This is a genomic window from Kitasatospora sp. NPDC048715 (assembly GCF_043198905.1).
GTDB classification, from domain to species: Bacteria; Actinomycetota; Actinomycetes; order Streptomycetales; family Streptomycetaceae; genus Kitasatospora; species Kitasatospora lactacystinica.
In genome coordinates this window covers 153,821-177,951 of record NZ_JBICVH010000023.1, presented here as the reverse complement: position 1 = coordinate 177,951, position 24,131 = coordinate 153,821, and the positions used below count along the sequence as shown (strand labels likewise).

29 protein-coding genes, 1 tRNA gene and 3 pseudogenes are annotated in these 24,131 nt (G+C 71.4%); 15 read left to right on the top strand and 18 right to left on the bottom strand.

What is annotated here, in order from left to right:
• Positions 1–108 precede the first annotated feature (108 nt).
• The 3 genes from ACGFSC_RS36615 to ACGFSC_RS36605 all read right to left on the bottom strand — a co-directional run bounded on the left by ACGFSC_RS36615 (position 109) and on the right by ACGFSC_RS36605 (position 1,077).
• Positions 109–185 (bottom strand) — tRNA-Met (locus ACGFSC_RS36615).
• Between the two features lie 34 nt (positions 186–219).
• On the bottom strand, positions 220–435 hold the full coding sequence (locus ACGFSC_RS36610) for a hypothetical protein (RefSeq protein WP_359913443.1): 216 nt from the start codon (positions 433–435) through the stop codon (positions 220–222).
• 372 nt (positions 436–807) lie between these two features.
• Entirely contained in the window at positions 808–1,077 is a 270-nt protein-coding gene (locus ACGFSC_RS36605; RefSeq protein WP_380357445.1) for a pre-peptidase C-terminal domain-containing protein, read from the bottom strand.
• Positions 1,078–1,505: 428 nt separating this feature from the next.
• On the opposite strand from ACGFSC_RS36605, the gene ACGFSC_RS36600 reads away from it, so the two are divergent.
• The 3 genes from ACGFSC_RS36600 to ACGFSC_RS36590 all read left to right on the top strand — a co-directional run bounded on the left by ACGFSC_RS36600 (position 1,506) and on the right by ACGFSC_RS36590 (position 4,405).
• Positions 1,506–1,790: a hypothetical protein gene (locus ACGFSC_RS36600; protein ID WP_359913440.1), complete on the top strand. Its 285-nt coding sequence runs from the start codon at positions 1,506–1,508 to the stop codon at positions 1,788–1,790.
• 834 nt (positions 1,791–2,624) lie between these two features.
• Positions 2,625–2,897 (top strand): hypothetical protein, encoded by a 273-nt coding sequence (locus ACGFSC_RS36595; protein ID WP_380357442.1) that lies wholly within the window; start codon positions 2,625–2,627, stop codon positions 2,895–2,897.
• A gap of 1,226 nt (positions 2,898–4,123) precedes the next feature.
• On the top strand, positions 4,124–4,405 hold the full coding sequence (locus ACGFSC_RS36590) for a MerR family transcriptional regulator (protein WP_359913448.1): 282 nt from the start codon (positions 4,124–4,126) through the stop codon (positions 4,403–4,405).
• 467 nt (positions 4,406–4,872) lie between these two features.
• Here ACGFSC_RS36590 and ACGFSC_RS36585 read toward each other — a convergent pair whose 3' ends face one another.
• The 3 genes from ACGFSC_RS36585 to ACGFSC_RS36575 all read right to left on the bottom strand — a co-directional run bounded on the left by ACGFSC_RS36585 (position 4,873) and on the right by ACGFSC_RS36575 (position 7,513).
• Positions 4,873–5,253: a CBS domain-containing protein gene (locus ACGFSC_RS36585; protein ID WP_359913435.1), complete on the bottom strand. Its 381-nt coding sequence runs from the start codon at positions 5,251–5,253 to the stop codon at positions 4,873–4,875.
• Between the two features lie 162 nt (positions 5,254–5,415).
• Complete coding sequence (locus tag ACGFSC_RS36580; protein WP_359913432.1) at positions 5,416–6,939, bottom strand: DEAD/DEAH box helicase; 1,524 nt, start codon at positions 6,937–6,939, stop codon at positions 5,416–5,418.
• Positions 6,940–7,309: 370 nt separating this feature from the next.
• Entirely contained in the window at positions 7,310–7,513 is a 204-nt protein-coding gene (locus ACGFSC_RS36575) for a cold-shock protein (RefSeq protein ID WP_099897249.1), read from the bottom strand.
• Between the two features lie 519 nt (positions 7,514–8,032).
• Between ACGFSC_RS36575 and ACGFSC_RS36570 the strand changes: the two genes are divergently transcribed.
• The 3 genes from ACGFSC_RS36570 (at position 8,033) to ACGFSC_RS36560 (ending at position 9,350) form a co-directional block, all read left to right on the top strand.
• Positions 8,033–8,260, top strand: coding sequence for a hypothetical protein (locus ACGFSC_RS36570; RefSeq protein ID WP_359913429.1), 228 nt, complete (start codon positions 8,033–8,035; stop codon positions 8,258–8,260).
• A gap of 228 nt (positions 8,261–8,488) precedes the next feature.
• The gene (locus tag ACGFSC_RS36565; RefSeq protein WP_359913426.1) at positions 8,489–8,893 is read left to right on the top strand and encodes a hypothetical protein; all 405 of its coding nucleotides are present in this window, start codon (positions 8,489–8,491) and stop codon (positions 8,891–8,893) included.
• A 94-nt stretch (positions 8,894–8,987) separates the two neighbouring features.
• Positions 8,988–9,350 (top strand): hypothetical protein, encoded by a 363-nt coding sequence (locus tag ACGFSC_RS36560; RefSeq protein WP_359913424.1) that lies wholly within the window; start codon positions 8,988–8,990, stop codon positions 9,348–9,350.
• A 390-nt stretch (positions 9,351–9,740) separates the two neighbouring features.
• On the opposite strand, the gene ACGFSC_RS36555 is transcribed toward ACGFSC_RS36560, so the two are convergent.
• Positions 9,741–10,022, bottom strand: a complete 282-nt coding sequence (locus tag ACGFSC_RS36555; protein WP_359913445.1) for a MerR family transcriptional regulator — start codon at positions 10,020–10,022, stop codon at positions 9,741–9,743.
• 905 nt (positions 10,023–10,927) lie between these two features.
• Here ACGFSC_RS36555 and ACGFSC_RS36550 point away from each other — a divergent pair.
• A complete protein-coding gene (locus tag ACGFSC_RS36550; RefSeq protein ID WP_359913421.1) occupies positions 10,928–11,140 on the top strand; it encodes a hypothetical protein in 213 nt (70 codons plus the stop codon).
• Between the two features lie 378 nt (positions 11,141–11,518).
• Here the strand turns inward: ACGFSC_RS36550 and ACGFSC_RS36545 are convergent, their stop codons facing one another.
• From ACGFSC_RS36545 to ACGFSC_RS36530, 4 genes are all read right to left on the bottom strand, one after another.
• Positions 11,519–11,917 carry a DUF2267 domain-containing protein gene (locus ACGFSC_RS36545; RefSeq protein ID WP_359913418.1) on the bottom strand — a complete coding sequence of 133 codons (399 nt, stop codon included), beginning with the start codon at positions 11,915–11,917 and terminating at the stop codon, positions 11,519–11,521.
• Between the two features lie 61 nt (positions 11,918–11,978).
• Positions 11,979–12,383, bottom strand: coding sequence for a DUF2267 domain-containing protein (locus ACGFSC_RS36540; RefSeq protein WP_359913415.1), 405 nt, complete (start codon positions 12,381–12,383; stop codon positions 11,979–11,981).
• A gap of 51 nt (positions 12,384–12,434) precedes the next feature.
• Entirely contained in the window at positions 12,435–12,728 is a 294-nt protein-coding gene (locus ACGFSC_RS36535; protein ID WP_359913412.1) for an STAS domain-containing protein, read from the bottom strand.
• Positions 12,729–12,861: 133 nt separating this feature from the next.
• Positions 12,862–13,296: an Hsp20/alpha crystallin family protein gene (locus ACGFSC_RS36530; protein WP_359913409.1), complete on the bottom strand. Its 435-nt coding sequence runs from the start codon at positions 13,294–13,296 to the stop codon at positions 12,862–12,864.
• 109 nt (positions 13,297–13,405) lie between these two features.
• On the opposite strand from ACGFSC_RS36530, the gene ACGFSC_RS36525 reads away from it, so the two are divergent.
• The 4 genes and pseudogenes from ACGFSC_RS36525 (at position 13,406) to ACGFSC_RS36510 (ending at position 15,357) form a co-directional block, all read left to right on the top strand.
• Positions 13,406–14,101, top strand: coding sequence for a hypothetical protein (locus ACGFSC_RS36525; protein ID WP_359913406.1), 696 nt, complete (start codon positions 13,406–13,408; stop codon positions 14,099–14,101).
• The gene (locus ACGFSC_RS36520) at positions 14,076–14,366 is read left to right on the top strand and encodes a hypothetical protein (RefSeq protein WP_359913403.1); all 291 of its coding nucleotides are present in this window, start codon (positions 14,076–14,078) and stop codon (positions 14,364–14,366) included. The genes ACGFSC_RS36525 and ACGFSC_RS36520 overlap by 26 nt, the downstream gene beginning before the upstream one ends.
• A 653-nt stretch (positions 14,367–15,019) precedes the next feature.
• Positions 15,020–15,256 (top strand): annotated as a pseudogene (locus tag ACGFSC_RS36515) (CsbD family protein); the annotation flags it as partial.
• Positions 15,193–15,357, top strand: a complete 165-nt coding sequence (locus ACGFSC_RS36510) for a hypothetical protein (protein ID WP_359913400.1) — start codon at positions 15,193–15,195, stop codon at positions 15,355–15,357. The pseudogene ACGFSC_RS36515 and the gene ACGFSC_RS36510, both read left to right, overlap by 64 nt.
• A gap of 562 nt (positions 15,358–15,919) precedes the next feature.
• Here the strand turns inward: ACGFSC_RS36510 and ACGFSC_RS36505 are convergent.
• The 4 genes from ACGFSC_RS36505 to ACGFSC_RS36490 all read right to left on the bottom strand — a co-directional run bounded on the left by ACGFSC_RS36505 (position 15,920) and on the right by ACGFSC_RS36490 (position 20,258).
• A complete protein-coding gene (locus ACGFSC_RS36505) occupies positions 15,920–16,561 on the bottom strand; it encodes a hypothetical protein (RefSeq protein WP_359913397.1) in 642 nt (213 codons plus the stop codon).
• Between the two features lie 295 nt (positions 16,562–16,856).
• Positions 16,857–18,818, bottom strand: coding sequence for a molecular chaperone HtpG (htpG, locus tag ACGFSC_RS36500; protein ID WP_359913394.1), 1,962 nt, complete (start codon positions 18,816–18,818; stop codon positions 16,857–16,859).
• Positions 18,819–18,911: 93 nt separating this feature from the next.
• A complete protein-coding gene (locus tag ACGFSC_RS36495; RefSeq protein WP_359913391.1) occupies positions 18,912–19,382 on the bottom strand; it encodes a hypothetical protein in 471 nt (156 codons plus the stop codon).
• 189 nt (positions 19,383–19,571) lie between these two features.
• A complete protein-coding gene (locus ACGFSC_RS36490; RefSeq protein WP_359913388.1) occupies positions 19,572–20,258 on the bottom strand; it encodes a type III effector protein in 687 nt (228 codons plus the stop codon).
• A gap of 120 nt (positions 20,259–20,378) precedes the next feature.
• Between ACGFSC_RS36490 and ACGFSC_RS36485 the strand changes: the two are divergent.
• The 3 genes and pseudogenes from ACGFSC_RS36485 to ACGFSC_RS36475 all read left to right on the top strand — a co-directional run.
• Positions 20,379–20,738: pseudogene (locus ACGFSC_RS36485) on the top strand (Hsp20/alpha crystallin family protein); the annotation flags it as partial.
• A 121-nt stretch (positions 20,739–20,859) separates the two neighbouring features.
• A pseudogene (locus tag ACGFSC_RS36480) lies at positions 20,860–20,985 on the top strand (IS5/IS1182 family transposase); the annotation flags it as partial.
• 354 nt (positions 20,986–21,339) lie between these two features.
• A complete protein-coding gene (locus ACGFSC_RS36475) occupies positions 21,340–21,717 on the top strand; it encodes an NPCBM/NEW2 domain-containing protein (protein WP_359913386.1) in 378 nt (125 codons plus the stop codon).
• A 429-nt stretch (positions 21,718–22,146) separates the two neighbouring features.
• Here the strand turns inward: ACGFSC_RS36475 and ACGFSC_RS36470 are convergent, their stop codons facing one another.
• From ACGFSC_RS36470 to ACGFSC_RS36460, 3 genes are all read right to left on the bottom strand, one after another.
• Positions 22,147–22,473 carry a hypothetical protein gene (locus tag ACGFSC_RS36470; RefSeq protein ID WP_359913453.1) on the bottom strand — a complete coding sequence of 109 codons (327 nt, stop codon included), beginning with the start codon at positions 22,471–22,473 and terminating at the stop codon, positions 22,147–22,149.
• Positions 22,470–22,802, bottom strand: coding sequence for a hypothetical protein (locus ACGFSC_RS36465; RefSeq protein WP_359913383.1), 333 nt, complete (start codon positions 22,800–22,802; stop codon positions 22,470–22,472). Before ACGFSC_RS36465 ends, ACGFSC_RS36470 begins: the two co-directional genes overlap by 4 nt.
• A gap of 209 nt (positions 22,803–23,011) precedes the next feature.
• Positions 23,012–23,254, bottom strand: a complete 243-nt coding sequence (locus ACGFSC_RS36460) for a hypothetical protein (RefSeq protein WP_359900699.1) — start codon at positions 23,252–23,254, stop codon at positions 23,012–23,014.
• 401 nt (positions 23,255–23,655) lie between these two features.
• Between ACGFSC_RS36460 and ACGFSC_RS36455 the strand changes: the two genes are divergently transcribed.
• Entirely contained in the window at positions 23,656–23,913 is a 258-nt protein-coding gene (locus ACGFSC_RS36455; RefSeq protein WP_359900896.1) for a hypothetical protein, read from the top strand.
• Positions 23,914–24,131 lie beyond the last annotated feature (218 nt).

Sequence of the window (24,131 nt, the reverse complement as noted above, 5' to 3'; positions counted from 1 at the left end):
GGCCCCGGGGGGGGGGCGGGGGCGCGGGGCGGGGGGGGGGGGGGCCCCGGCCCGGGGGGGGGGGGGGGGGGGCCCCCCCCGGTGGGGGCCCCCCCCCTTCGACGTACGTGGTAGCGGGGACAGGATTTGAACCTGCGACCTCTGGGTTATGAGCCCAGCGAGCTACCGAGCTGCTCCACCCCGCGTCGGTGAGCCTGAGTCTACGGCACGATCCGGTGATCACAAACCGGATTCCTGCGCGGCCCGTGCTGGCGGGGTCAGCGGGGTCAGGGCCTGGAAGGCGCGGCGGGTCTGTGGTTTAGCCGGGACGTTCTCGGCCTGGCCGCGCCAGTGGGTCGCGTCGAGGGTCTCGCCGAGGGTGAGGTGGTGCAGGTACGCGGTGGTGGCGCTGCCGGAGCCGGCAGCGAACTGCCACCAGAACTGGGCGGTGTCCATACGGTTGGTGACGAGCAGCAGGCTGCCGAAGACGAGCGCGCCTTCGGGGTGAACCTGGTCGGAGTTGATGAGCCGGCCGAGGGAGCGGCCGGCCTGGGGTGCGTTGAGGACGAGGGCAACGGCCAGGTCGAGTTCGTGGAATGCCTGCTCGTGGTCGGACGGGAAGGGGGCCGGAGCCGCCGTGATGTGGGCGGCTGCGGCAGGCGGCGCGGTGCTGGTGCAGGTGAAGACCCTGGCCTCGGAGGCATCCGTGTGGGGCGATTGTGTTCGGTGCCTGCTGGGGCGAGGGCGCGTTCGCGCGCCGGCGGGTTGCCGGTGCGCGAACGCCCTCGCGTGGTGTTGCGGTGGGTTGTCTGCGCGGGTGTGTGCGGGTCAGTACTGGGTGGTGGCGGTGACGCCGCTGAACGCGGTCCTGCCGTAGAGGCTGAGGTAGCGGTAGCCGGCTGTCGAGTTGGTGACGGTGATGTTCTGGGTGCCGGTGCTCTTGGTGGAGGAGGCGGTGTGGGCGGTGTTCGAGGCCCAGGTGTCGGCGTTGTAGTAGAGATAGGCCGTGCCGGTGCCGCCGGTCGTGGTGACGTCGAGGGTCACGGCGCCGGCGGGCATGTAGATGCACAGCCGGTCCAGGCGCGGGAGTAGGTGCACCAGTACGATCGCAGCGGCGGCCGCCAGCTGCTCGGGTCCTTGTCGGCCTTCGCCCGGTTCGAGGCGGCGGAGACCGCGACCAGCTAGGTCGGCTGCCGGCAGGTGAGCTCGGCCGCGGGCAGGGGCAGCGATTCCGGCAACCGGATCGGTGCGTGGTCCAGCAGGAGAACGCCCTCGCTGTCCCGGATGGTGAGGGCTTCTGCGGGCAGGGCCGCGAGCCGGGTGAGCTCTTGGCCGAAGAGGTAGTGGATGGCGCTGCGGTGCGGAGGTCGAGCGGGAGCCGTACGGCACAGAACTCATGCCGAGATCGAACTCAGTGCACTCTCATTTCACATTGCGAGATCCAGAGCAATCGACACGACTCGGCCAGTCGGTCGTTTCCGCAGGTCAGCGAGGCGCTGACCTGCGGAAACCTCCGAGACATCGCAGTGGCCTGGGAAGGGCAGGGCTTCGCGCCCGTCGCCCCGGACGAGCTGCACTACCAGGACACAGGGGCACGACGCTCCTCGTTCCAGTCCTACGCCCAGGCGGTCGACTGGAGGGATCGGGGCCACGTGGAGCGGGCTCTGCTGGTCTTCGAGGAGCTGATGCGGGTCGCCCGGCGTGATGAGTGGCAGGGCAAGTGGCTGGAGGACCTCACCGTCCCGCTGGAGCGGTCCACCGCGACCTCTCCGACGACCCCGCCGGCGCCATCGGTAGCGCCAAGCAGCTGATCGAGGCCACCGCCAAGACAGTCCTGCGCGAACGCGGCCTGCCCGTCGACGAGAACGCCAAGATGCCCGCCCTGATCAAGCAGGCCCAGAAAGCCCTCGCTCTGGACGCCTCCGCCGCCTCAGCGCCTCGCCCGCAGTACAGCATTCGGCCCACCAGTGCTCCACCGAAGACGACCTCGCCCACGCCGACCAGCGAGGACTGGATGGCCAGCGCCGTGCCGAACGGGCCATGGTGGCCACCGCCGCCAGCAGCAGCGTTCTCACAGGGGGCCCTGGCCTCAGGCTGGCAGTGCGCCGAAGGTGGCGTTTAGAAGGCTCGCTAAAGTTGAGTGCCACCTTATCAAGAAAGCTTTTGTGGCGCTATAACTTTCTCGTCGAGGTGCCCGGGCGGGAGAACAGGGCTGGGCAGGTCCGGCGCCATGCCGTCCGTGGGCACCCGTGACCGTTCACGACTGTGAGGAGCTGATCCCCCTTGCTGATGCGTACCAACTCCCTGCGCGACCTCGACCGGCTCTCCCGCCCCCGCAGGATCACCATCACGGCCAAGGTCGAACGCGAGGCCATCTCCGTCTGACCCCGGCGGCGCGGCCTGGACGTTCGTTCCCAGTCCCTGCCGCGCCGACCGGCCGCCGCCCTGCCGGGTGTCGCTCGCCTGCACCGGCGAGCACCCTGGGCGCCAGCGGACCCGTTCGTATGGGCCCGGACCCACCTTCCGGTCCGGGCCCGTACGGCGGGTCGCCAGCGGGGTGCCCGGCGTGGTCCACGGCCGGCCGCCCTTGCCCGGGTGCGGTCGCGTGCGCGGCCTTGGGCGCGCACGGTTGAACCATGGGGATCGTGGTTCTGCTGGAGCTGGTTGAGCCGTTGGACGCGCGCATCCTGGGGGTGGGCGGTGATCCGGTGGACGTCCTGTCGGTGCGCCGGGTCCACGCCGCTCTCTCGGATCCGGATGCCCCCGATGGCCCGGGGCCTTCGACCGCGTGCGGAATGGACACCGGCGCGATGGTGGTCGAGCGATGGAGCCCGGAACGGCCGGGGCAGGGGTGGCATCCGCCGCGTTGGGCCGGATACGTCTGCCTGACCTGTGATGCCGCTGTCCGCGCCTTCTGATTCAGGAATGCGGCGGGCCGGCTGGGCCTATCGGGCCCGCGGCGGACTGTCATCGTCGTGGGGGGTGTCGATGGCGTCGCGCAGGGCGGGCAGGTCCGTGATGGCGGCCTGTTCGGCGAAGCGGGCCAGAAGCCTACGGAGGCCCCGCTCGTCCCGGTCTCGGACTGCTTCGCCTATGGCCGCCGCCAGCGACGCCTGGGTATGGGGGTCGGGGGTGCGCACCTGCCGCGCGGCCTGCGGCCCTTCCACCGCTCGCCTCCCGTTCACTTGTGGTCCTGGCCGCTGGGCGCGGCGTCTCCCGTCCTTGCACGGCTGCGGCGACCGGCCGCCCCACCCCGTGCGGGGCGAAGACTACCTCCCCAACCGGCACCGAAAAATCTATGCCCGCCGGAGTAGACATTGCCGCGCACCGTGGTTAATGTTTCTCTCGTAGACGAGGTCAGCGGTACCCGCCAGACACGAACTGGCGGGCAGCAGTACAGAAGTTCGCAGGTAGGAACGGTTGCAGGGTCCTGAAGCCAGGGATGGTGCAGGACGGCGACGGGACTGGCGGCCGGGCCAGGTGGCCCGCAGGCATCAGGGGTCGCCACCGAGCGGTACCGCAGTTCGGTAAGCGCAGTACCAGCAGTGTGAAGTCGAGTTGGGCAGTACCAGCAGTCGAAGTACGCGGTATCCCGGTGAAGGCGCCCAGACTGCGGGCGCGCGCGCTGGGAGTCCGGCAGTGGGGTTCCAAGCCGAGTGGTTAGCAGGACGGGCGACGGGGCTGGCTGCCGGACCCGGTGGACCGCAAGGACCGCCACAGCAGCACCGAGTGGTTGGCACTACCACGCAGTTCGAAGTACAAGCAGTTCCGCAGTACCAAGCAGTTCGCAGTACCAGGCCAGTACAGAGGATGAATGGAGGGGACAGAGCGCCATCAGGATCGCCCGGCCCGTGAGGAAGTCGCCCGGGCGGAATCCGAAGACCCCAAGGCAAGGACGGTGGTTTCCGGTCACGCATACGCGATCCCCGCACACCCCCTCCCCCGGGGCAGTGCGGATACAAGGAAGCCGGCCACAAGGCCGGCAGATGGTGTAAAACCCTTCGGGGCCCCGGGAGCCGAAATGGCCCCGGGGCCCCTCAGCGCGTCCCCGGACACAACAACAAGAAGAGGTGCAGTGACCACGGCAACCATTCGACCGCATACCCCCGACTCCCTCGACGACGACGACTACCCCGCCTACACCATGGGCCGCGCCGCCGAGATGACCGGCACCACCCCTGGCTTCCTGCGAGCCCTCGGCGAACACCGCCTCATCACCCCCCTGCGCTCCGACGGCGGCCACCGCCGCTACTCCCGCTACCAACTGCGCATCGCCATGCGCGCCCGCGACCTCGTCGACCAGGGCACCCCCATCGAGGCCGCCTGCCGCATCGTCATCCTCGAAGACCAACTCGAAGAAGCCCTGCGCATCAACGAAGAGCTCCGCCGTTCCCCGCGCGGCCAGGAGTCCGCCGCCGACACCTGACCCGCCTGCCAGGCCGACGAGACCGGTCCGCGGTGAGCGACGGGCGCTCACCGCAGGCCGCCCCGGGACACGACTACCCCTCAGTCCCCGATCGCCGGCCGACCGTTCTCCAACGGCCAGGCTGCCCAACCCCCTGTCTCACTGGCGCGGACCGGTTCCAGGCGCCCGGACCTTGACTCGGGGGGCGCTACGGTGGGGTTGCGCTGCCGAACGCGGGTCGTCAGGCAAGTCGCCCGCTTTGCGGGCGCCCCGGCCCGCCCGAGACCGGGGCTGCGAGGAGTACTCGGTGGCGGTCCCCGCGGAGTCCGACCCCCTGCCCTCGACATCCGCCTGCGATCGGGGACCGGCGCCCTGGTGTTCGACGCGATGGGCGACCGGGACCAGGACAGCGGCCGAAATGCTGAACGCCGTCGCGGACAGCGCCCTGGGCACGCGACTGCCGGCGCGTCGGCGCCGGCAGGGCGGGCCTAGAAGCTGAGCAGGCCGATGGCGTGGCCGTCGGGGTCGACCACCGGCCACGTGTCCAGGCCGCGGGCGCGCATGGCGGCGGCTGCGGTGTCGGCGGGCATGTCGGCGGTGGCGAACGGGGCCTGGTCGAGGACGATGTCGCGCACAGGGGTGCGCTCGGTGGCCCGGGTGCGGGTCTGGAACGGGGCGAGGTGCATGCGGGTCAGCAGCCCGGCGCAGCGGCCGTCGTCGTCGCGGACCAGGAGGTGGTCGGCGCCGGAGCTGTGCAGGATGTCGATCGCCATGTCGACCATGACGTCGTCGCTGATCTGCAGCTCGGGGTGTCTCATGAGGTCGCCGACCGTGGCGGTGGTCGCGGGGTGTTCGAGGGTGAGGGTCATGGGCGGACTCCTTGGTGTCGGTTTCCGCCGGGCCGGCGGTGGTCGGGGCCTCGGCGGTGGGATGGCCGGCGGGGTCCGCCGGAGCGGGCCGGGACTCGTGTTTCGCGCTGGTGAGTCGTGTGGGCCTGGACCGCGGCGGCGGTCCAGGCCCACACCTGCCTCCTAGGCGGCGAGGGCGACGCGCCTCGGTGCCCGGCGGCGGCCGGAGGAGCCCTGGTTGTCGCGGCCCGCGCCGGTCGCGCGGGTGTCACCCGCCGCGTGGGCGGGGCGTCCTCGACGGTTACGGCTGGTGGACGGGCTGCGGCGGGGGCGTTCGACGACGGGGGCGGCGATCACGGTGGGGATGCCGGTGGGCACGCGGGCGCCGGTGATGCGGGCGAGGTCCTCGTCGCCGGCGCTGACCCTGGTGGTGACGGGGGTGATGGCGGCCGTGGTCATCATGCGGGCCATCTCGCGGCGCTGGTTGGGCAGGACGAGGGTGACGACGGTGCCGGACTCGCCGGCCCGGGCGGTGCGGCCGCCGCGGTGGAGGTAGTCCTTGTGGTCGCTCGGCGGGTCGAGGTTGACGACGAGGTCGAGGCCGTCGACGTGGATGCCGCGGGCGGCGACGTTGGTGGCGATCAGCGCCGTGACCTGGCCGGTGCGGAACTGCTCCAGGGTGCGGGTGCGTTGCGGCTGGGACTTGCCGCCGTGCAGGGCGGCGGCCTTCACGCCGTTGGCGAGCAGGTCGTCCACCAGGCGGTCGGCGCCGTGCTTGGTGTCGATGAACATGATCACCCGGCCGTCGCGGGAGGCGATGTGGGCGATCGTGGCGTTCTTGTCGTAGTTCTGCACGTGCAGCACGTGGTGTTCCATGGTGCTGACCGCTCCCGCGGACGGGTCCACCGAGTGGGTGACCGGGTCCTTGAGGAAGCGCCGCACCAGGCGGTCGACATTGCGGTCCAGGGTGGCGGAGAACAGCATGGTCTGGCCGCCTTCGGCGACCTGCTCCAGAAGCTCGGTGACCTGCGGCAGGAAGCCCATGTCGGCCATCTGGTCGGCCTCGTCGAGCACCGTGATGCCGACCCCGTCCAGCCGGCAGTCGCCGCGCTGGATCAGGTCCTTGAGCCGGCCGGGGGTGGCTACCACGACCTCCGCCCCCTGGTTCAGGGCGTGGGCCTGGCGGCCGATCGACATCCCGCCCACCACGGCCGCCATCCGCAGCCGCACCGCGTGGGCGAACGGGGTGAGGGCGTCGGTGACCTGCTGCGCGAGCTCGCGGGTGGGGACCAGCACCAGGGCCAGCGGGCGGCGCGGCTCGGCGCGCCGGCCGGCGGTGCGGGCCAGCACCGCGAGGCCGAACGCGATGGTCTTGCCGGAGCCCGTCCGTCCACGTCCGAGGACGTCGCGTCCGGCCAGCGAGTTCGGCAGCGTCGCGGCCTGGATCGGGAACGGCTCGGTGACGCCCTGACGGGTCAGGGTGGAGAGCAGGGCCTTCGGCATGTCCAGTGCGTCGAACGCCTCGACGGCCGGCAGCGCCGGGGTGGTGCTCACCGGCATCGCGAACTCGCCCTGCGGAGAAGAACCCTGGCGGCCGCCACGGCCGCCGGCGGGCCGGTCGCCGTAGAAGGAGCTGCCGCCGGAGCGGGAGGAGGACGAGGAACGGGAGTTGGCGTTCTGGTACGGGGAGCGGCTGGAGCGGTTCATGTGAGACCTTCCTGGGGCGGCACGTCGCGAGGAAGCTCCGCAGCGCGGGGCGCCGGCAGGAGGCCGCAAGGAACGGGCCGAAGTGTGGAGTGCGGGGCGTGGACGGTGGAACCGTGCGGCACGTCACCTTGAGGTCGGCGCTCGCCGCGGAGGGCGGGAGCGGAGAACCTCGAACCGCGGGGTGTCACGGCAGGGCGGCGATCCGGACGCGGCGCTGTGCGTCTCGCGTGGGGATGGCCGCCGGTGGCGGAGCCAGGGGGCCGGAATCAGCCGGGGAAGCGCGTCGTGGCGCAATGCCGAGGGGCCCGCACCGGGCATCATGTACGCGGTGCGGGCCCCTCGCTACCAGGCGGGTGCCGTGGCAGAAAAACTACAGCGGACGAATGTTCTCGGCCTGCGGGCCCTTCTGGCCCTGCGTGACGTCGAACTCGACCTTCTGGCCCTCGAGCAGCTCACGGAAGCCGTTGGCGTTGATGTTCGAGTAGTGGGCGAAGACGTCAGCGCCGCCACCGTCCTGCTCGATGAAGCCGAAGCCCTTTTCCGCGTTGAACCACTTCACAGTGCCATTAGCCATAAAGAAATCTCCTTCAAGGGGCTGTCCGAAGCCCGCACAGCGCGCGCTTCGAGTCGCCGCGATGAGCACCCACCCGGGGAAGAGCCGGGAAACAAAAAGGCGCCTGCGAAACATCAGCAGGCGCACACAAAGTTCATGGGAACCACTACTGCAACTAAAGCGACTCTAGCAGGCCCAGGCCCGTCGCGGGTGGATATTTCACCCCCACTTCTCCGGGAGCCTTCCCCCGGGGCCGTCGGCCGCGAGGCGACAGGACCACCAACACACATGGAGAGTGGCCTGGTTGAGCGATCACCCGTACTCCTTCGGCGCCGACCACTCGCCTTCCCCGGGGAAGGCGAGTCGCGCGGGTGCGCAGCGCCTGCCCTGGCCGCGCCAGACCCGTGAAAGCGACGCACCACGCCCACCGGCGCCATCCGGGGGCGCGCTGGACGGCTTGCGCGAAATTCCTGTCGTAGCTCCGAAATTGAGTGCGTCGAGAAGTCCCGCTCCCGCGACTTTCGGCGCATACTGCAGGGAATGACGAAATCTGCAGCAGTCCGCCGTGTCCTGCCCACCAGTCCCTTCAAGGCCCGGATCGAAGCGCCGCGCAAGCACTTCGCCGTCGGCGACCGCGTCACCCACGACACGTACGGCCTCGGCCGGGCCATCGGCGTCGAAGGCGACAGCGACATCGCGGTACTCGTCGACTTCGGATCGCGGCGGGAACGCATCACCCAGCCCTACGCCGCGATGTTCAAACTCTGACCCAGGGCGCACGCGGCTCTCCGCCGAGTGTGCCGCGCGTGTGCGGACCCCTGCGGTACGCCCCTGGCTCGCCGCGTCGGCACGCCGTCCAGGGGACGCGCACCCCGATCGGGTCGAACGGGAATCCGCAGCTCCGGCCCTGTAGCCTCGCCGGCCATGGCTGGAACAGCATGTGACGAAACGTCAAGGGCGGCTGGCTGCGGGCTGGGCAGGCGATAAACTCTGCGCGTGGATGACAAACATCTGTTTGAGTCCGTCTGTGCAGTGCTCTCCCTCCGAGGGTTCGAACTGGCGCCGCCCCAGGTGGCCGGGCTCTGCGCCCGGCGGCGTCCGGGGATCGGCCTGGTGCTGGAATGGAGCCCGGGCCAGGACCTGATCGGACCGACCCTCCACGCCTGCCCGCATCCCGCCGACGCCGCCGGGCGCACCGAGTTCCGCGGCATCCGCGGCGCGCTGATGCTGGCCCTGGCGGAGGTCCTCGGCTCCGAGGGCTTCACCGTCACCGCCCTCGGAGCCGACCTGCTCGTCACCGCCGGCCCGTACGATCCGGGCGATGCCCCGGCCCTCACGGCTGCTCTCAACTGCCCCGCACCACGACGCAGCCGATCGGCGTGTCAGGTCGCCGCCATGTAGCGCCGTGCCGTGCAGCAGGCGCAAGGCCCGTGGTCGCCGTGGCCGCTGCCCCGGCCCGTGGGCGCCGCGGAGGCCGTGTCCTATTCTGGTGGGCATGTCGAACCCTGACGGGCTGCTCGTCGACATCGCCGCGATGGTCGAGTCCGAGCACAGCAATCAGATGTCCCTGACCGTGGTGGTCCCCGGCGCGGTGATCACCGGCAGGCTCGCGCCGGTGACCCTCTGGTTGGATCGGGTGGCGGAGGTCCTCCAGGCCTCGGAGCACCTGAAGCCGTTCGCCGCTCTCTTTGCCCCGCCCGCCGACGGCCCGCCCGCACGGCCCACCCATCTGCATCTCCACCGGGCGAAGATCCTTCAGGGCGACTTCGGGCTGCCCCACACCGGCGGCATGTACCGCATCGCCATCGAGGATGTCAGCAGCTGGACGGTCGGGGACCTCAGCTACTCCGATTCCTGAGGACCACGGCAGGCCGAGCGGCCGCCCGGCTCGACGCCCTACGTCCCCGCTGCAAGGAGTCGCTGAGCCTCGAGCGGGGTGTCGTGACCGCTGGCCCGGGTGTCGGGGTGGAGCCGCTGACGGCCCCGGCCGGAGAGACGAAGGGCACAGCGGGCAGGCGGAAGGCGCCGGCGCCCCGGGCGGTGCCGTCCATCTCCGAGCGGACCATCCCGAGGACGCGCCCGGCGGCGTCCAGCCCGGCCGCGCCCTCCAGTCGCCACGTCTTGTGCCGCGCTGCGGTGTTGCCGTCCGGGGCGACGGCCAGAGCGTGCAGCGCGAGGCCGTCCCCGATCCGGCCCCTGCGGCGTGGCCGTGCGGCTGGAGGGAGCTGTGGCCGGGTTGCCGGTCCGGTCAGGTGTCCGCGGCGGGTTCCTGGTGGTGTTGGGTGCGGCGGAGTTGCTCGTTGATGCGCAGGGCTTCTTCGAGTTGGTCTTCGAGGATGACGATGCGGCAGGCGGCTTCGATGGGGGTGCCCTGGTCGACGAGGTCGCGGGCGCGCATGGCGATGCGTAGTTGGTAGCGGGAGTAGCGGCGGTGGCCGCCGTCGGAGCGCAGGGGGGTGATGAAGCGGTGTTCGCCGAGGGCTCGTAGGAAGCCGGGGGTGGTGCCGGTCATCTCGGCGGCGCGGCCCATGGTGTAGGCGGGGTAGTCGTCGTCGTCGAGTTTGTCGGGTGTGTCGGGGCTGGCCGTTGTAGTCACTGCACCTCTCTGGTTCTCGGGGAGAACGCGTCGAGGGGCCCCGGGGCCGTGTCGGCTCCGGGGCCCCGAAGGGGAACAACACCATCTACCGGCCTGGGCCGGTCCTTCTACTTCCGCACTGCCCCGGGGGAGGGGTGTGCGGGGATCGCGAATGCGTGACCGGAAACCACCGTCCTTGCGTTGGGGTCTGCGGTGTCCGCCCGGGCGAGTGTTCACGGGCCGGGCGATCCTGATGGCGCTTGCGCCCTCCGTTCATCCTCTGTACTGAACTGTCACTTTCGTACTGCTGGTACTGCACCTGCTGAACTGCGTCCTGCTGGTCGGTGGCCGTGACGGCCCACCCGGTCCGGCAGCCCGGGCCCGCCGGCCGCCCCGCGTCTGCGGTGGCCTGGAACCCCACTGCCCGGACTCCTCGGCACGCGCGCCCGCAGTCTGGGCGCCTTTGCCGAGGTCCTGCTTGTCTGGCGACTGCCGGGTACTGCACTCACTGAACTGCGCACTGCTCGGTACCGCTGGTGGCGGCCCCTGATGCCTGCGGGCCGCCCGGTCCGGCAGCCAGTCCCGTCGCCGTCCTGCGCCTGCCTGGCTTCGGAACTCCACTGCCGGACCGAACTGCGAACTTCGGTCCAACAACCCCGGCCAGTTCGTGTCTGGCCGGTATCGCCGACTGCTGTCTACGAGAGAAACGTTAGACCCACCCACGAGCAATGTCTACTCCGGCGCGCATAGATTTTGCGGCACCCGTGTGTGAGGTAGTCTTCCGCTGCGCGGCGGCGGCAACCCCCCGAGCCGCCGCCGTGCGCCCGAAGAAACGAGCGACACACCGCATGGAGGCGGCAGTGGAAGAGCTGGGGCCCACAGCACCAGAGACGGCCCGGAACGGACAGGCGGCCCTGATCGAAGCGATCACCGAGGCCGTGCGCAACGGTGACGACCGCCCCGTCCGCCGGCTGCTGGCCCGCTTCGCCGAACAGGCCACCATCGCCGACCTGTACGCCCTGCGCGACGCCCTCGACACCACCCGCCCATCCGGCGACCACGGGCAGAGGTGACTCCTGCCGGAACGCACTCGCGACCCTGCCCGGCCAGGCGTTCAGGTCGACCCCGGGCCTGGCGTCGCGGCTGCTGCGAAATGCGCGCTCGCCCTGGCTGGCCGGTGCGAGGGAGCGGGTTCCGCAGGCCAACTGGCTCCGGCACCGTGCCCGTGTCGGCCGGCGCCCGGCACGGCTGGGCCGTTCGCACCTGCCCGAGGTCGATGTCGCGGCGCACCACCGTGGCGCCGGACTCGAACCGGGCGCCCGGCGGGGGCGGTCGGTCTCTCGTCGTCGGTCAGCGCTTGGAGGCCGACGCTGGCCGGATTGAACGGCCCGGCGCCGGCCACCCTGCCACGTTGTGTGGCCGGTGGCCGGCGCCGGTAGTGCCGCCCCGGGTCAGGCCGCGATCGTGAGGTCGGCGCGGCCGAACAGGAGCGCGTAGCCGCGGGGAAGGCCGGCGAGGAGGCGGTCGGTGAGGTGGTCGCCGGCGAGGTCGTTGAGGGCGGCCAGGACGGAGGACGCGTCCCAGCGGGCGCTGGTGAGGCTGGTGTTCAGGGCGCGGGCGACGGCTTCGACGAAGGCGGGCGCTGCGACCGGCTGGGGCAGGGGGATCTGGGCGGCGAAGACGGCGCGTGCCCGGTCGGGGAGGCTGGCGGCGACGTCGCAGCGCTCCTCGCCGGTGAGCTGGGAGCCGAGGACGGCCAGGACAGCGTGCAGGACGCGTTCGGCCTCCTCGTCGGAGGTGTAGCGGCCGAGGGTACGGACCTGCTGGAGAAGGAGACGGTACCGGGTCATGGCGGTGGTGGCCTTCCAGGGGTGGGCCGCCGCTGGCGGTACGGCGGCGCGAAGGTAGGGGTCAGGGCCGGTGGCCGGGCTGGGGGCGGCCGAACAGGAGGTCGTAGCCGGGCGGCAGCTGGAGCAGGACACGCTCGATGAGGTCGTCGCCGGCCGCGTCGGCCACGGTGCTGAGGACGGCACCGATGTCCCACAGGGCGGTGGTCTCGGTGGCGCCCTCGATCCAGGCCGCCGTCGCGCGCACGAACCTCTCCGGGCTGAGCGGCTCGACCGCCCGCAGCGGGCTGAGCAGGACCAGGGCCATGGTCTCCGGCAGGCGGGCGGCCAGTTCGGCGCGCACACCGCCCGCCAGGTGGGCGCCGAGCAGGGCCAGAACGACACGCGCCGCCCGCTCGGCCTCCTGGGGTGTGTCGTACTCACCGCGTTCCCGGATCTCCTCCAGGAACGCCTCCCATCGAAGAGTCACCACAGTTCTCCCTCTGTCCCAAGGACGGGCGCGAACGCCGTCGGCGCCCGCTCAGGGCTCGACGATCAGGCGCCCGTTCAGACCGGTGAGCTTGAGCAGCCGGAGCACGCAGCGGCCGGCGCCGCGAAGGGCCAGGCGCCCGCCGCACCGGTCGGCCTGGTTGTGGGCCTGGACCAGGACGCCCAGGCCCGCGCAATCCATGAACGTCACCTCCGACAGGTCGAGGACCACCTCCCGATGTGACTTGAGCGCGGCGGTCAGGGCACGGCGCAGCGAGGGGGCGGTGCCGAGGTCGATCTCGCCGTCCGCCCGGACCACGAAGGGGTCGTGCCCTTGGTCGTGCATGGTGTCTCTAGCTGTCGGCCCGGGACGCCGTGGTGTGCAGGGGCCGCTGGGCCGGGCGGGTCGTGGCTGGGTGGGGTGGCCGTCCCGCAGGGCCCGGGGGATTGGCGGTGCGGGACGGCGGTCCGGGGGCCGGTCAGGCCTGGATCTGCTTGCGGCTTCCGCTATGGCTGATCTCGATCTTGCGGGGCTTGGCCTTCTCGGCGACAGGGATCTTCAAGGTCAGTACGCCGGCGTCGTAGTCGGCGCTGATCCCCGCGGGGTCGAGGGTGTCGGAGAGCATGACCTGGCGGGAGAACACGCCGAGCGGTCGCTCGGACAGCTCCCACTTCACATTGTCGCCCTCGTGGCGGGGGCGGCGTTCAGCCTTGACCGTCAGCATGTTCCGTTCGACGTCGATGTCGATCGCCTGCGGGTCCACCCCGGGCAGGTCGAAGCAGATCACGTACTCGTCGCCGACACGGCAGGCGTCCAGCGGCATCGGGGCCGGCCGGGACCAGGTGCCGTTCGTGCCCAGGAACTGCTGGGTCAGACGGTCCAGCTCGCGGAACGGGTCAGTGCGCATCAGCATCGCGAAACACCTCCACTGATCGATGGGAGCCAGTGCGCTTCACCTGAATCTGTTCTAGCATGTCATCCATCCGATGACAAGCAGCGAAGTCGCCAAAGGAGTGACACCTATGGGAAAGCGGCCCGACCCGCCCGCCACCGGCGGCAGCCCACCCACAGGACCGGCGTCCTTCCTCGCCGCCACTGCGGCGCTCGCCGCCATCGACGACGCCGTCCGCACCGCCCAGAACACCAGCCCGGCCGCCCGGCCCGGCGCCGGTGCACCGGACGAGGGACCGAGGCCGGCCCTGGCCGCGCTGGTGCTGCTGCGCGAACTGCGCACCGAGCTCGCCGGCTGGGAGGCGGGCCTGGTGGAGAGCGCCCGCGCCGGTGGCGCCACCTGGGCCGACCTCGCCCGGCCCATGGGCGTCGCCAGCCGCCAGGCCGCCGAGAACCGCTACCTGCGCCTGCGCCCCGCCGACAGCGGCTCCACCGACGCGGAGACCGGAGCGGAGCGCGTCAAAGCCGTACGCGACCGCCGGGCCGCCGACCGCGCTGTCACCGCCTGGGCCCGCGACAACGCAGCCGACCTGCGCGTCCTCGCCGCCCAGATCACTGCCGCGCCCGGCCTCACACCCCGGGCCCGCCCAGCGCTGACCGAGCTCACAACCGCCCTCGGCGCCCCCGACCCGGCCGACCTGATAGCGCCCCTCGCCGACATGCGACCCCACCTCGCCGCCGCCCACCCGGACCTCGCTGCCCGCCTCGACGACCTCACCAACCGCACCGACCGCCTCCGCCATGACAGCGACCAACGACGAACCTGACCCCCTCATCACCGAAGACCGCTGGCAGCACATCGAAGACCGGCTCGCCGCCATCGAACGCCGCATCCGCGAGCACAGCAGTGACGCCATTGCCACCGTCGACGCCTGCCTGGCCAGACTCGACGCCCTCCGCCACGACCTGGCCCACGGGCGGCGCGGGAGGCGGGCAGGTCACGCGGCATTCGCCAGCTCGGGCAGCCAGCCCGGCAGCCATCCCCGCCCGGCTCAGACCCGGGTCCTGCGAGCGCACCAGTCGGTGCAGTAGCGGCGGGCGCGGCCGGTGGAGGCCGGCGGCATGCCTGGGCGCCGCCCGGGCAATGGCCCGGCGGAACCGGAGCGGCCAGGTGTTGATGAGAATCCGCGATTTCCCCCCAGACCTGCTCGACCTCAGGCCGTCCGACGATCAACGAAGCGGGGAGGCCGGGTGAGTAGGCCGTTTCCGACGCCGTCAACGGCAGGGCGGGTACCGTGCGCGTCGGCCCGCGGCGGTGCGTTCAGGGCTCGGGATAGCCGGGGCCCGGCGTGGCCTCGACCAGGGCGGCGTTCAGCGTTGCCAGCGCGGCGATCACCGCGCTGACCTGCCCACCGGGCAGCCCAGGGAGCAGCTGGCGCAGTGTCGATTCGGCGTCCCGGTTCCTGGCTTTCTGCCGTGTCGCCGCGCGCTGGGATGCCTCCTGCGTCCTTACAGCCCTCGTCGGTGATCAGCTCACGACGGCTTCCTCACCTACCTCCTACTCCCCCCGCGGCTACGCGCTTCTGTCGCCGCCGTCTGGCCCTTGCCGGCCCGGACGGCCGCTGATCCGTCCCGCGCGCATGAACGGACGAATATCGGTAAAAAGGGGTGAAGAAGGGGCGGTGCGGTTGCGGCGTCCGGCGGACGACTGGAGGACCTGATGAGCGACCTGTGGCAAGGCGAAGGAGAAGGTCGGTGACCTGACCGGTGACGAGGAGCTCAAGGGCGAGGGCCAGGCCGACCAGGTCGATTCGAAGGTCAGGCAGGCCGCGGACGATGTCAAGGACGCCGTACAAGGCGCCGCCGACCGGGTGAAAGGCGCCCTGAAGCGGAACGACGGACCAAGGGAGGCACCGGCATGGCCCTGTTCCTGTTCATCCTGTTCATCGCCGTGGTGTTCGGCTTCGTCGGCGCCCTCGTGAAGGGCCTGCTGTGGCTGCTCGTCATCGGCGCCGTGCTGTTCGTCGCAGCCCTGGTGCTCGGCGGCGTGCGCCTGGGCCGCGGGCGAGGTGCACCCAGATAGGTGCGGGCCCCGGGGCGTACCGTCCGCACAGGGGACAGGCCGCCTGTGTAGGCGCTGCGCTGGCCTCTGCGACAGGATCCTCGGGGGACAGGACCGGCTCTGGGGTGGCACGTGTTGGCAGGTCCCCCGCCTCTCCCGCCCCACCTGCGCCCATCGGTGTCTCGCAGCGGCATTCCGTAACCGGCTACGGGGGACGGGAGTTACCGGTTTCGTGACCGAGACCGCCCAGGTGCATCAGAACCGGTCTCGGCGTACCGGGCACCCCTGGTCCGTGGCGCGTTGGCGGGCCCGCTGGCACGGTTTCATCTGCTGGAACGTCACAGGAGCGCGCCAGCGGGCCGCGGAACTCTGGCATCTGGAGGTTCTCAGAGCACGGTATTTCACGTGATCCCAGGCGGGGCGATAGCGGTATCGCCGGGGCACTCGGGTCTCAGCACACGGCTTTCGTCCTTGGCCGCTCTGCGCGTGCGCGTTCTCCAGTCTCAGGGGGAGCCGGGGCCGCCGCAGCCCGCGCGAAGCGTCGGTGAAAGGGAACGGTGAGGCGTAGCCCGGATCGTCGAGTTCAACTGGCCGTGGCCCACTGGGTGGTTCGCGCGTGCAGAGGGGAGACGACTGCGGCGTAGCAGTTTCCGGGCAGGTCGGTGACCCAGTCGAAGGTGTCGAGGGTGACGCCGTGCTGGGCGGCGGCGTGGAGCATGTCGGCCAGCAGAGCGGTCGCGGTGGCTTTCTGCTCCTCGGTGCCGGGTGTGGTGCGGCGCTGAGCGGCTTCGTTGATGCGGTCGGTCAGGTCGCGGTGCCTGAGGACGGCGCGGTAGCACGTGCTGGGCAGGTCGGTGACCCAGTCGAAGGTGTCGAGGGTGATGCCGTGTTTCGCTGCGGCGTGGAGGATGTCGGCCAGCAGGGCGGTCGCGGCGGCGCGGTCCTGCTCGGTGCCCTCGTCCGGGCGGCGCTGAGCGGCTTCGTTGACGCGGTCGGCCAGGTCACGGCGCCTGGCCATGGCGCGGTAGCACGTGCCGGGCAGGTCGGTGACCCAGTCAAAGACATCGAGGGTGACGCCGTGCTGGGCGGCGGCCCGGAGCATGTCGGCCAGCAGGGCCGTCGCGGCGCCTTTGTCCTGCTCGGTGCCCTGGTCGAGGCGTCGCTCGGCGGCGGCGTTGACGCGGTCGGCCAGGGTGCGGTTCTTGCGGTCGGTGTACTGGTACACGCTTCTGTCTCCTCGGTCGGTCGGGTGGCCGTCGGCGTGGCCGGGGTTCGTTTCCGGCTGTCGAAGCGGGTGATGGCGGCGGTGCCGCAGAGGGTGTGGACGCCGAACCGGGTGCTGCACGCGCGTCCCGCCGGGCCAGGCTCGGCTCTGGCGGGACGCTCGGTTCGATGCGACTCGTGTGAGGCGCCCCCGACCCTTGCCTGTGGCGTGTGCCGGGCGCGGACGGCCGAGCGGTGCGGGGGTGCGGCCGGCCGGGCTGGTTAGGCGTACGGCGGGCCGCACCCCGGTGGGAGGGTTACAGGCTGTGGGTGAGGTGGTCGGTCAGGAGGCGGGTGAAGCGGGCCGGGTCGGGCAGGTCGCCGCCCTCGGCGAGCAGGGCGCTGCCGTGGACGAGTTCGGCGATGTCGGCCAGGACCGGGTCGTCGGACTTCGCCCCGTGGGCCCGGTGCAGGGCGGTGATCAGGGGGTGGGTGGGGTTGAGCTCCAGGATCCGCTTCACGGTGGGCAGTTCCTGGCCCATGGCCCGGTACATCTTCTCCAGGGTGGGGGTCAGGTCGTGGGCGTCGCCGACCAGGCAGGCGGCGGAGGTGGTGAGCCGGGTGGAGAGGCGGACATGCTTGACGTGCTCGGCCAGGGTGGCCTGCAGCCAGGTGAGGAGGTCGGCGAACTCCTCCTCGCGCCGGGCCTTCTGCGCCTTCGCCTCGTCGTCGCCGTCGGTGTCGGCGTCGTCGCCGAGGTCGACCTGGCCCTTGGCGATGGACTGGAAGCGGTGGCCCTCGAAGGCGGGGACCTGGTCGGTCCAGACCTCGTCGACGGGGTCGGTGAGGATCAGGACCTCGTAGCCCTTGGCGGCGAAGGCCTCCATGTGCGGGGAGTTCTCCACCATCTGGCGGTTCTCGCCGGTCAGGTAGTAGATGGTGTCCTGGCCGTCCTTCATCCGCGCGACGTACTCGCGCAGCGTGGTCGTCTTCTGCGCGTCGTGGGTGGAGGCGGCCGAGACCAGCGGCAGCAGCGCGTCGGTGTTGTCGCGGTCCTCGAGCAGGCCTTCCTTGATCACCCGGCCGAACTGCTCCCACGCCGTGGTGTAGGCCTCGGGGTTGGTGGCCTGCATGTCCTTGAGGGCGGCGAGGACCTTCTTGACGAGTCGCCGGCGGACCGCGGTGATCTGGCGGTCGTGCTGCAGGATCTCGCGGGAGACGTTCAGCGACAGGTCGTGGGCGTCGACGACGCCCTTGACGAAGCGCAGGTAGTTCGGCATGAGCGCGTCGCAGTCGTCCATGATGAACACCCGCTTGACGTACAGCTGCACGCCCCGCTTGGTGTCCCGGGAGAACAGGTCGAACGGCGCGTGGGCGGGGATGAACAGCAGCGCCTCGTACTCGAAGGTGCCCTCGGCGCGCATGTGGATGGTCTCGGCCGGGGCCTGCCAGTCGTGGCTGATCTGCTGGTAGAAGTCGTGGTACTCGGCCTTGGTCACCTCGCTGCGCGGGCGGGCCCACAGGGCCTTCATCGAGTTCAGCGTCTCGAGCGCGCCGGCGGGTTCGGCGCCGTCCACGGCCTCGGCCTCGGTGTCGGTCTCGGCACCGTCCGAGGTGGCGGGTTCGGCGGCCATGCGGATGGGCCAGCGGATGAAGTCCGAGTACTGCTTGACGATCTGGCGGATCTTCCACGCCGCGAGGTAGTCGCCGAGCCCGTCCTCGCCGTCGGCCGGCTTGAGGTGCAGCGTGACCGAGGTGCCCGCCGGCAGGCCGCCGGCCTCCGCGATCGTGTAGGTGCCCTCGCCGTCGGACTCCCACGCGGTGCCCTGCTCGGTGCCGGCCCGGCGGGTGTGCAGGGTGACCTTGTCGGCGACCATGAACGCCGAGTAGAAGCCGACGCCGAACTGGCCGATCAGGTTCTGCGCCGCTTCCGCGTCCTTGGCCTCCTTGATCCTGGCCAGCAGGCCGGCGGTGCCGGACTTCGCGATGGTGCCGATCAGGTCGACGACGTCCTCGCGGGTCATGCCGATGCCGTTGTCCCGCACCGTCAGGGTGCGGGCCTGCCGGTCGACCTCCAGGGTGATGTGCAGGTCCGAGGTGTCGGCCGCGAGGTCGGTGTCGGTGAGGGATTCCAGGCGGAGCTTGTCGAGGGCGTCGGAGGCGTTGGAGATCAGCTCGCGCAGGAAGATGTCCTTGTTCGAGTAGATCGAGTGGATCACCAGCTGCAGCAGCTGGCGGGTCTCCGCCTGGAACTCCAGCGTCTCGGTCGGGCTGGCCACGGGAGGCGTCTCCTTTGTGTGCACGTAGCGGGAAGGGCTCGGGTCGGGCTGCCGGGGCTGGCCGGGGTGCTGTGTGGCCGGCCCCGGGGGTGTTCAGATGTGGCTGAGGGGCTGGTAGGGCTGCTCGGGGCGGGCGGTGCCGGGTCGGGCGGTGCCGTAGCAGGACAGGAAGAGCTTCCAGCCGTCGCGGCACTCCAGCGTCGCGCCGTAGCGCACTGCGGGTGGGTCCGGGCGCGTGCTGTACCGGTCGACGCGCACGATCCCGGCGGCCGGGTCGTCGGCCGCCATGGCGGCTGCGACCAGGGCCTGCTCGACGAGGGCCACCGGAATCGACGAGCCCGTCAGGTCCGGCGCTTCCACGCTCTCGGCGCCGTCACCGTCGCCGGTGGTGATGGTGGGGGCGGTGCCGCTGGCACCGGTGATGGTCCACCACACCTGTCCGCCGCTCTCCAGGGTCACGGTCAGTCCGTAGGGGCTGTCGTCGTCACGCTGGCAGGCGCCGGTAATGCCCGGTATGCCCAGGGCACGCTCGATGAGCAGTTGCTGCAGATCGGCTGGAGTCATGGGAGTCGGCTGGGATCGGGGACGGCGCGACCGTCGCCGTCCGGAAGATTCGGGTGGTCTGCACGCCGCGAGCCGTCAGGCGTCAACTCGCGCCCCGTGTGGGGGCACAGGCGCCTCGTGCGGGCTTGCGGCGGTAAGCCGGTCCACGGCGTGCGGGTCGTGGACCGGCAGGGGTGTGACTCGGGGTGGTCACGGGCTGGCTGAGGGTGTGCGGCGCTGCCGGTTGCTGTCGGCGCGTAGCTGGTCGGCTCGGGCGGTGAGTTGATCGAGGCGGTCTGCGATCTTCGGGTGCTCCGCCTCCAGTAGGGGCCGGGTCTCGGTGAGCGGGGCGAGCAGGCGGGCGGGGTCGTTGTGGCCGAGTGCATCCAGGAGGCGCTCTATGGTGGGGGCCGCTTGTGTGCCGAGGCCGTCCAGAGCGCCGATCTGTCCGGCGAGGCGGCGCAGGTCGGCGGCGTTGTCGCGGGCCCAGGTGGTCACCGCGCGGTCGGCGGCGCGCTGGTCGCGCGTGGCCTGGACGCGTTGCTCGCCGGTGCTTCCCGCCCCGGTGCCGGCGTTCGCGCTGGGACGCAGGCGCAGGTAGCGGCGTTCGGCGGCTTGGCGGCTTTGGACGCCCAGTGGTTCGGCGAGGTCGGCCCAGGTGGCGCCGGCATCGCGAGCGGTCTCGATCAGGCCGGTCTCCCAGTCGGCGAGTTCCTCGCGCAGGTGGCGTAGCAGCAGGATTGCGGAAAGGGCCTGTTGTGGATCGCTTTGGCCTGCGTCGTCCGGGGGTGCGTGGCGGGCGGTGCGGGCGGCGGCGTCCATCATGCCCAGCGCGGCGGCGGCGGCCAGGAACGAGGCCGGCCCCACCCCGGCCGCGCCGGTGTCCTGGGTATCCATGTCGTCACTCTTTCGCTGACTGGGTGAGTGTCATCGTCTGGATGACATGCTACAACGGTTCGTGTCGCGCCGCGCCGGCGCGAACCACCCAAAGCGCTTCTGGATCGGAGGTGCCCGACGATGTCCATGCGCACTGCGGTGCCTCACCAGGCGCCCCCCGGGGCCTGGTTGCGACCGGCCCCGATTCCGATGGACGCCTGGCGAGAGGACGACCGTTTCATGATCGCGCTCGATGTGCCCGGCGTCCCGCTGGAGGCGATCGAGGTCGACGTACTGGGTCGGGTGGCGACCGTAAAGGCCGAACGCCGTCCCGCCCCCCACGGCGGGAATGCGCGCATCCAGCTCGCCGAGCGCTCCCACGGGGTGTGCGAGCGCCGGATCCAGCTGGCTGACAGTCTCGACCCGGGCCGTATCACGGCCCACCTGCAGGACGGCGTCCTGACCCTCACCGTCCCCACCGCCTCGGCCTCCCGGCCCCGCAGGATCACCATCTGTCGGCAACGGGTGAAACGAGGGCTGCGGCGATGCTGGCGAAGGCGGCGAAGTGGTCGGCCTTGCGTTCGTAGCGGCGGTGGAGGCGGCGGAAGCCGCCGACCCAACGTCATGGCTGACCGGCTACCGCCGGCTCAACCACCGCTACGAGCGTGATCCCCGCAACTACCTGGCCTTTCTCGGCCTCGGCGCCACCCTGTGCTGCTACAAACGCCTGATCCGCATCACCACATAGGACACGGTCCAAGTCGAGCGAGACGGGACACCGCCGCTGGTCCGGTTCCGGGAGCTCTGACGAATGTCCTCTGACAGGTGATCTTGACCGTCTGTCAGCAGATCTTGACCACAGCTGATGCTGAGGCGTTGGGCTGGCGTGGGCAGGACGAACGAGTGCCCCGCATCGCGAGTGGACCTATCGGAAACGGGCCCTCTGTTATTGAGGTTCGAGATCCGCAAGGATCGCATCTAACGTGCAGTCAGGAAGGCCACCGCGGGGCTACCGGGCCTGTCGGCTGCACCCCAGGGCTGTCCGCGAACTGCGAGTCAACCGAGCCAGCTGACACCCACCCCGGCAAACCGGATCTCGCTGGTGAACGATCTGCTGCCCGTCGCCGAGGAACAGGGGCCCTATGACCGCGGGCCGCAGAAGGTCAATGGCCAGGCCTACTCCACAACGCTGTCTTCCAGCTGCTCGGTCGCCACGTGGCAACTCGACCGCCAGTACACGACCTTCACCACCACCCTCGGTGCGGCGGACAGCACCGCCTCCGACACCAAGATACTGCTCTACGTCGAACTGGACGGCGTGCGAAAAATCGAGCGGAGCATGGCCGTCGGCTCCACGCTGCCCGTGACACTCGACCTGCGCGGCGTCTTCCGCATCACCCTCGGCTCCATGTCCTGCAACAGCCGCCACCAAGAAAACGTCGGCGCGTGGATCGACCCCGTCATCACCAAGGCCCCCTGACAAACGGCCCCCCACGCCGAACTGGCCCGGCGCGAGATGGCAGCAGACGGTGTCCGGTGCAGGCCGATCCGAGGGCCGCCACCCCCATCGGGGCTGGCACGCTTGCCGGTGACGGTCATCTGTCCGTGAGGCTGTGGTCAAGATCTGCTGGCAAACGGTCAAGATCACGTGTCAGAGGACAACGAAGGCCGGCGGCCGGTTGTCCCAGCCTTGCCCCAGGTCCGGACGCAGAACAGCGTGACCTGGGGTTTTCAGGTGGGACCGTCCCAGCGAATCGGGCATGCCGGGCGTGCTGGGACAGGGTGTGTCTCAGCTTTGTCCCAGGCCGACGGCGGCGCGACGGTGCCTGCCGGTGATGGCCCGGATTGTGCGTCTCGGGTCCGGCGGGCACCGGCAGCAGCGTAGCGGGCGCGGCACGCCGGCCCGGCTCTACAGCGCGGGGTGCGGCGGGTCTTCGGGGGCGACGGCTGCGATCCGCACGGTCGGCGGCCAGGGCGGGGCGGGGGCGTAGGCGTGCACGACGTTGAGCGCGGGCCGGCCTTTGGCCCGGTCGCCCTCGATCCGGGTGGAGTACAGCTCGACCTGCTGGCCGCCCTCGGTGACGGTGCGGATCGGGCGGCCGAGTCGCGGCCGGTGTTCGAGTTCGGCGCGCAGCGCTTCCAGTGCCTCGGTGGCGCCGAGCTCCTTGGCGCGCCGGGCGGCGCGGTCGGTGACCACGGCGACCGCCGGGTCCGGCTGCTGGTGCTGGTCGGTCACTCGGCGCCCTGCCGCGCCAGCAGGTCGGCGACGGCCTGGTCGACGGCGTCGGATGTCTCCCGGTCGGCGGCGAGCAGCACGCGGCCGCGGTAGGCGGCGACGATCTCGGCGACCGCGACCAGGTCCACGACGGCGGGGACCTGGTCGACCTGGTCGAGCCGGTCCATCGGCACCCGGCGCAGCAGCTGCTCGGCGAGTTCCGCGTCCAGGCGCTCGGCATCGCCGGGGAAGCCGTGGCCGGCGCGCAGCGCGGCGCGCAGTTCCTGGACCGTGTCCATCGGCGGCAGCCCGAGACAGCCGCCCCCTCGTTCGGCGGGCTGGGCGTTCATCCCCACCAACCCCTCTCCCTGTCGGCATCTCCCGGCGCCGGGCCGGGCCCTGTGGTGTCGACGGTAGCCGCCCCGAGGCTGGTCTGGGGCGGCGCCTGGCAACTCGTCCCGGACGGGGCCGCCCCGGGTCCGTCCGGGACGGACCCGGCCCCGCAGGCCGACCGCCGCCGCCCGGCCTCCTGGCCGGGCGGCGGCGGTCGGGTGTTGGGTCAGGACGGTTCGTTCGAGGCGAGGACGCGGTCGAGGTACTCCTCGCGGGCCGTCTTCTCCAGCTTGCCGTCGAGGCTCAGCGCGCTGCGCAGCGCGTCAGCGCTGACGTCAGCCGGGATCTTCAGACGGGCTTCGGCCTCGCGCTGGATCTCGCCGAGGGTGTGCTGTGCGGAGGCGGGGTGGTGGCAGATGAACCAGTCCAGCATCTTGGCCACTGGCGGGAAGCGCTCTGGTCTCTTCATCCTGCCGCGAGCGGCCGCCAAGCGCGCGGCATGGACCCCACGGGCGGGGCGTGGTAGCTCCGGTGCTCCCGGCCGGTCCCAGGGGGTAGGCGCGACTTGCGGTCTCCCTCCGTGACCGTGCCCGCCGACGGACCCACGGGTCGCTGGTCCGCCCGGCGCCCTACATCGCGGCACCTGCCACGACCGTCGATGCCGGGGAAGGCATCGTGCCCCGGCGCCACGCACGGCGCGTCGGTCGAGGCGTGTAACGCGCTGCGGACCGGGCAGACGGTGGCCGGACGTCCTGCGGTCTCGCTGGGTCGGGCCGCCGCTCGCGGCCGACCAGTGGCGCCGGGCGCCCGGGGGTGCCGCTGACTCGTCCGCCCGGATCTGGCTGGGCCGGAGTTTTGTCTGGAGGACCAATGAGCAAGTCCAACCCTGTGCGCAAGCTCGTGGGCGCCGTGACGGACGCTGTCTCGGGCAAGATGGATCACGGCCGGCCGGAAGTGCCGGGCGCGCCCGGCGTGCAGCCGCCGCCGGTGGCGGAGCCCACGGAGCCGCGCGCCCCGCTGCCGCCCAAGCCCGACCAGAGCCCGCCTGCCGTCCTGTCAGCGACCGGCCGAAGAGGTGGCGGGGCCGAGGATGCGCGCGCGGCTTCTTCCGTCAGGCGAGCAGCTTGAGGAGAGCCCGGTGCCGCGCCGCCGGCCGTGTTGTCAGGGAGACGGCGTCCTATATCTGGGCACCACCCCGGCGGTGTGCCGGGCCTCCGACGTCAATCCCAGACTCGTCGAGCCCTACGGGCGGACCATCGCCGTCGCGCTGGCCGGCCTCGTCGCGGACCCCGCGGGCCCAGACTTGCCGGGCGGCGGCGAGACTGTCGAACATGCCGTCCTCGACC

Bases quoted from the DNA above. Each gene is read 5' to 3' on its own strand.
- ACGFSC_RS36580 (WP_359913432.1), bottom strand. From the start codon at position 6,939: ATGAACCGCTCCAGCCGCTCCCCGTACCAGAACGCCAACTCCCGTTCC.
- ACGFSC_RS36545 (WP_359913418.1), bottom strand. From the start codon at position 11,917: ATGACCCGGTACCGTCTCCTTCTCCAGCAGGTCCGTACCCTCGGCCGC.
- ACGFSC_RS36520 (WP_359913403.1), top strand. From the start codon at position 14,076: ATGACAGCGACCAACGACGAACCTGACCCCCTCATCACCGAAGACCGC.
- ACGFSC_RS36510 (WP_359913400.1), top strand. From the start codon at position 15,193: ATGGCCCTGTTCCTGTTCATCCTGTTCATCGCCGTGGTGTTCGGCTTC.
- ACGFSC_RS36555 (WP_359913445.1), bottom strand. From the start codon at position 10,022: ATGGGCCGCGCCGCCGAGATGACCGGCACCACCCCCGGCTTCCTACGA.
- ACGFSC_RS36610 (WP_359913443.1), bottom strand. From the start codon at position 435: ATGGACACCGCCCAGTTCTGGTGGCAGTTCGCTGCCGGCTCCGGCAGC.
- ACGFSC_RS36575 (WP_099897249.1), bottom strand. From the start codon at position 7,513: ATGGCTAATGGCACTGTGAAGTGGTTCAACGCGGAAAAGGGCTTCGGC.
- ACGFSC_RS36585 (WP_359913435.1), bottom strand. From the start codon at position 5,253: ATGACCCTCACCCTCGAACACCCCGCGACCACCGCCACGGTCGGCGAC.
- ACGFSC_RS36460 (WP_359900699.1), bottom strand. From the start codon at position 23,254: ATGAAGAGACCAGAGCGCTTCCCGCCAGTGGCCAAGATGCTGGACTGG.
- ACGFSC_RS36535 (WP_359913412.1), bottom strand. From the start codon at position 12,728: ATGCACGACCAAGGGCACGACCCCTTCGTGGTCCGGGCGGACGGCGAG.
- ACGFSC_RS36465 (WP_359913383.1), bottom strand. From the start codon at position 22,802: ATGAACGCCCAGCCCGCCGAACGAGGGGGCGGCTGTCTCGGGCTGCCG.
- ACGFSC_RS36530 (WP_359913409.1), bottom strand. From the start codon at position 13,296: ATGCTGATGCGCACTGACCCGTTCCGCGAGCTGGACCGTCTGACCCAG.
- ACGFSC_RS36570 (WP_359913429.1), top strand. From the start codon at position 8,033: ATGACGAAATCTGCAGCAGTCCGCCGTGTCCTGCCCACCAGTCCCTTC.
- ACGFSC_RS36590 (WP_359913448.1), top strand. From the start codon at position 4,124: ATGGGCCGCGCCGCCGAGATGACCGGCACCACCCCTGGCTTCCTGCGA.
- ACGFSC_RS36490 (WP_359913388.1), bottom strand. From the start codon at position 20,258: ATGGATACCCAGGACACCGGCGCGGCCGGGGTGGGGCCGGCCTCGTTC.
- ACGFSC_RS36525 (WP_359913406.1), top strand. From the start codon at position 13,406: ATGGGAAAGCGGCCCGACCCGCCCGCCACCGGCGGCAGCCCACCCACA.
- ACGFSC_RS36495 (WP_359913391.1), bottom strand. From the start codon at position 19,382: ATGACTCCAGCCGATCTGCAGCAACTGCTCATCGAGCGTGCCCTGGGC.
- ACGFSC_RS36455 (WP_359900896.1), top strand. From the start codon at position 23,656: ATGAGCAAGTCCAACCCTGTGCGCAAGCTCGTGGGCGCCGTGACGGAC.
- ACGFSC_RS36560 (WP_359913424.1), top strand. From the start codon at position 8,988: ATGTCGAACCCTGACGGGCTGCTCGTCGACATCGCCGCGATGGTCGAG.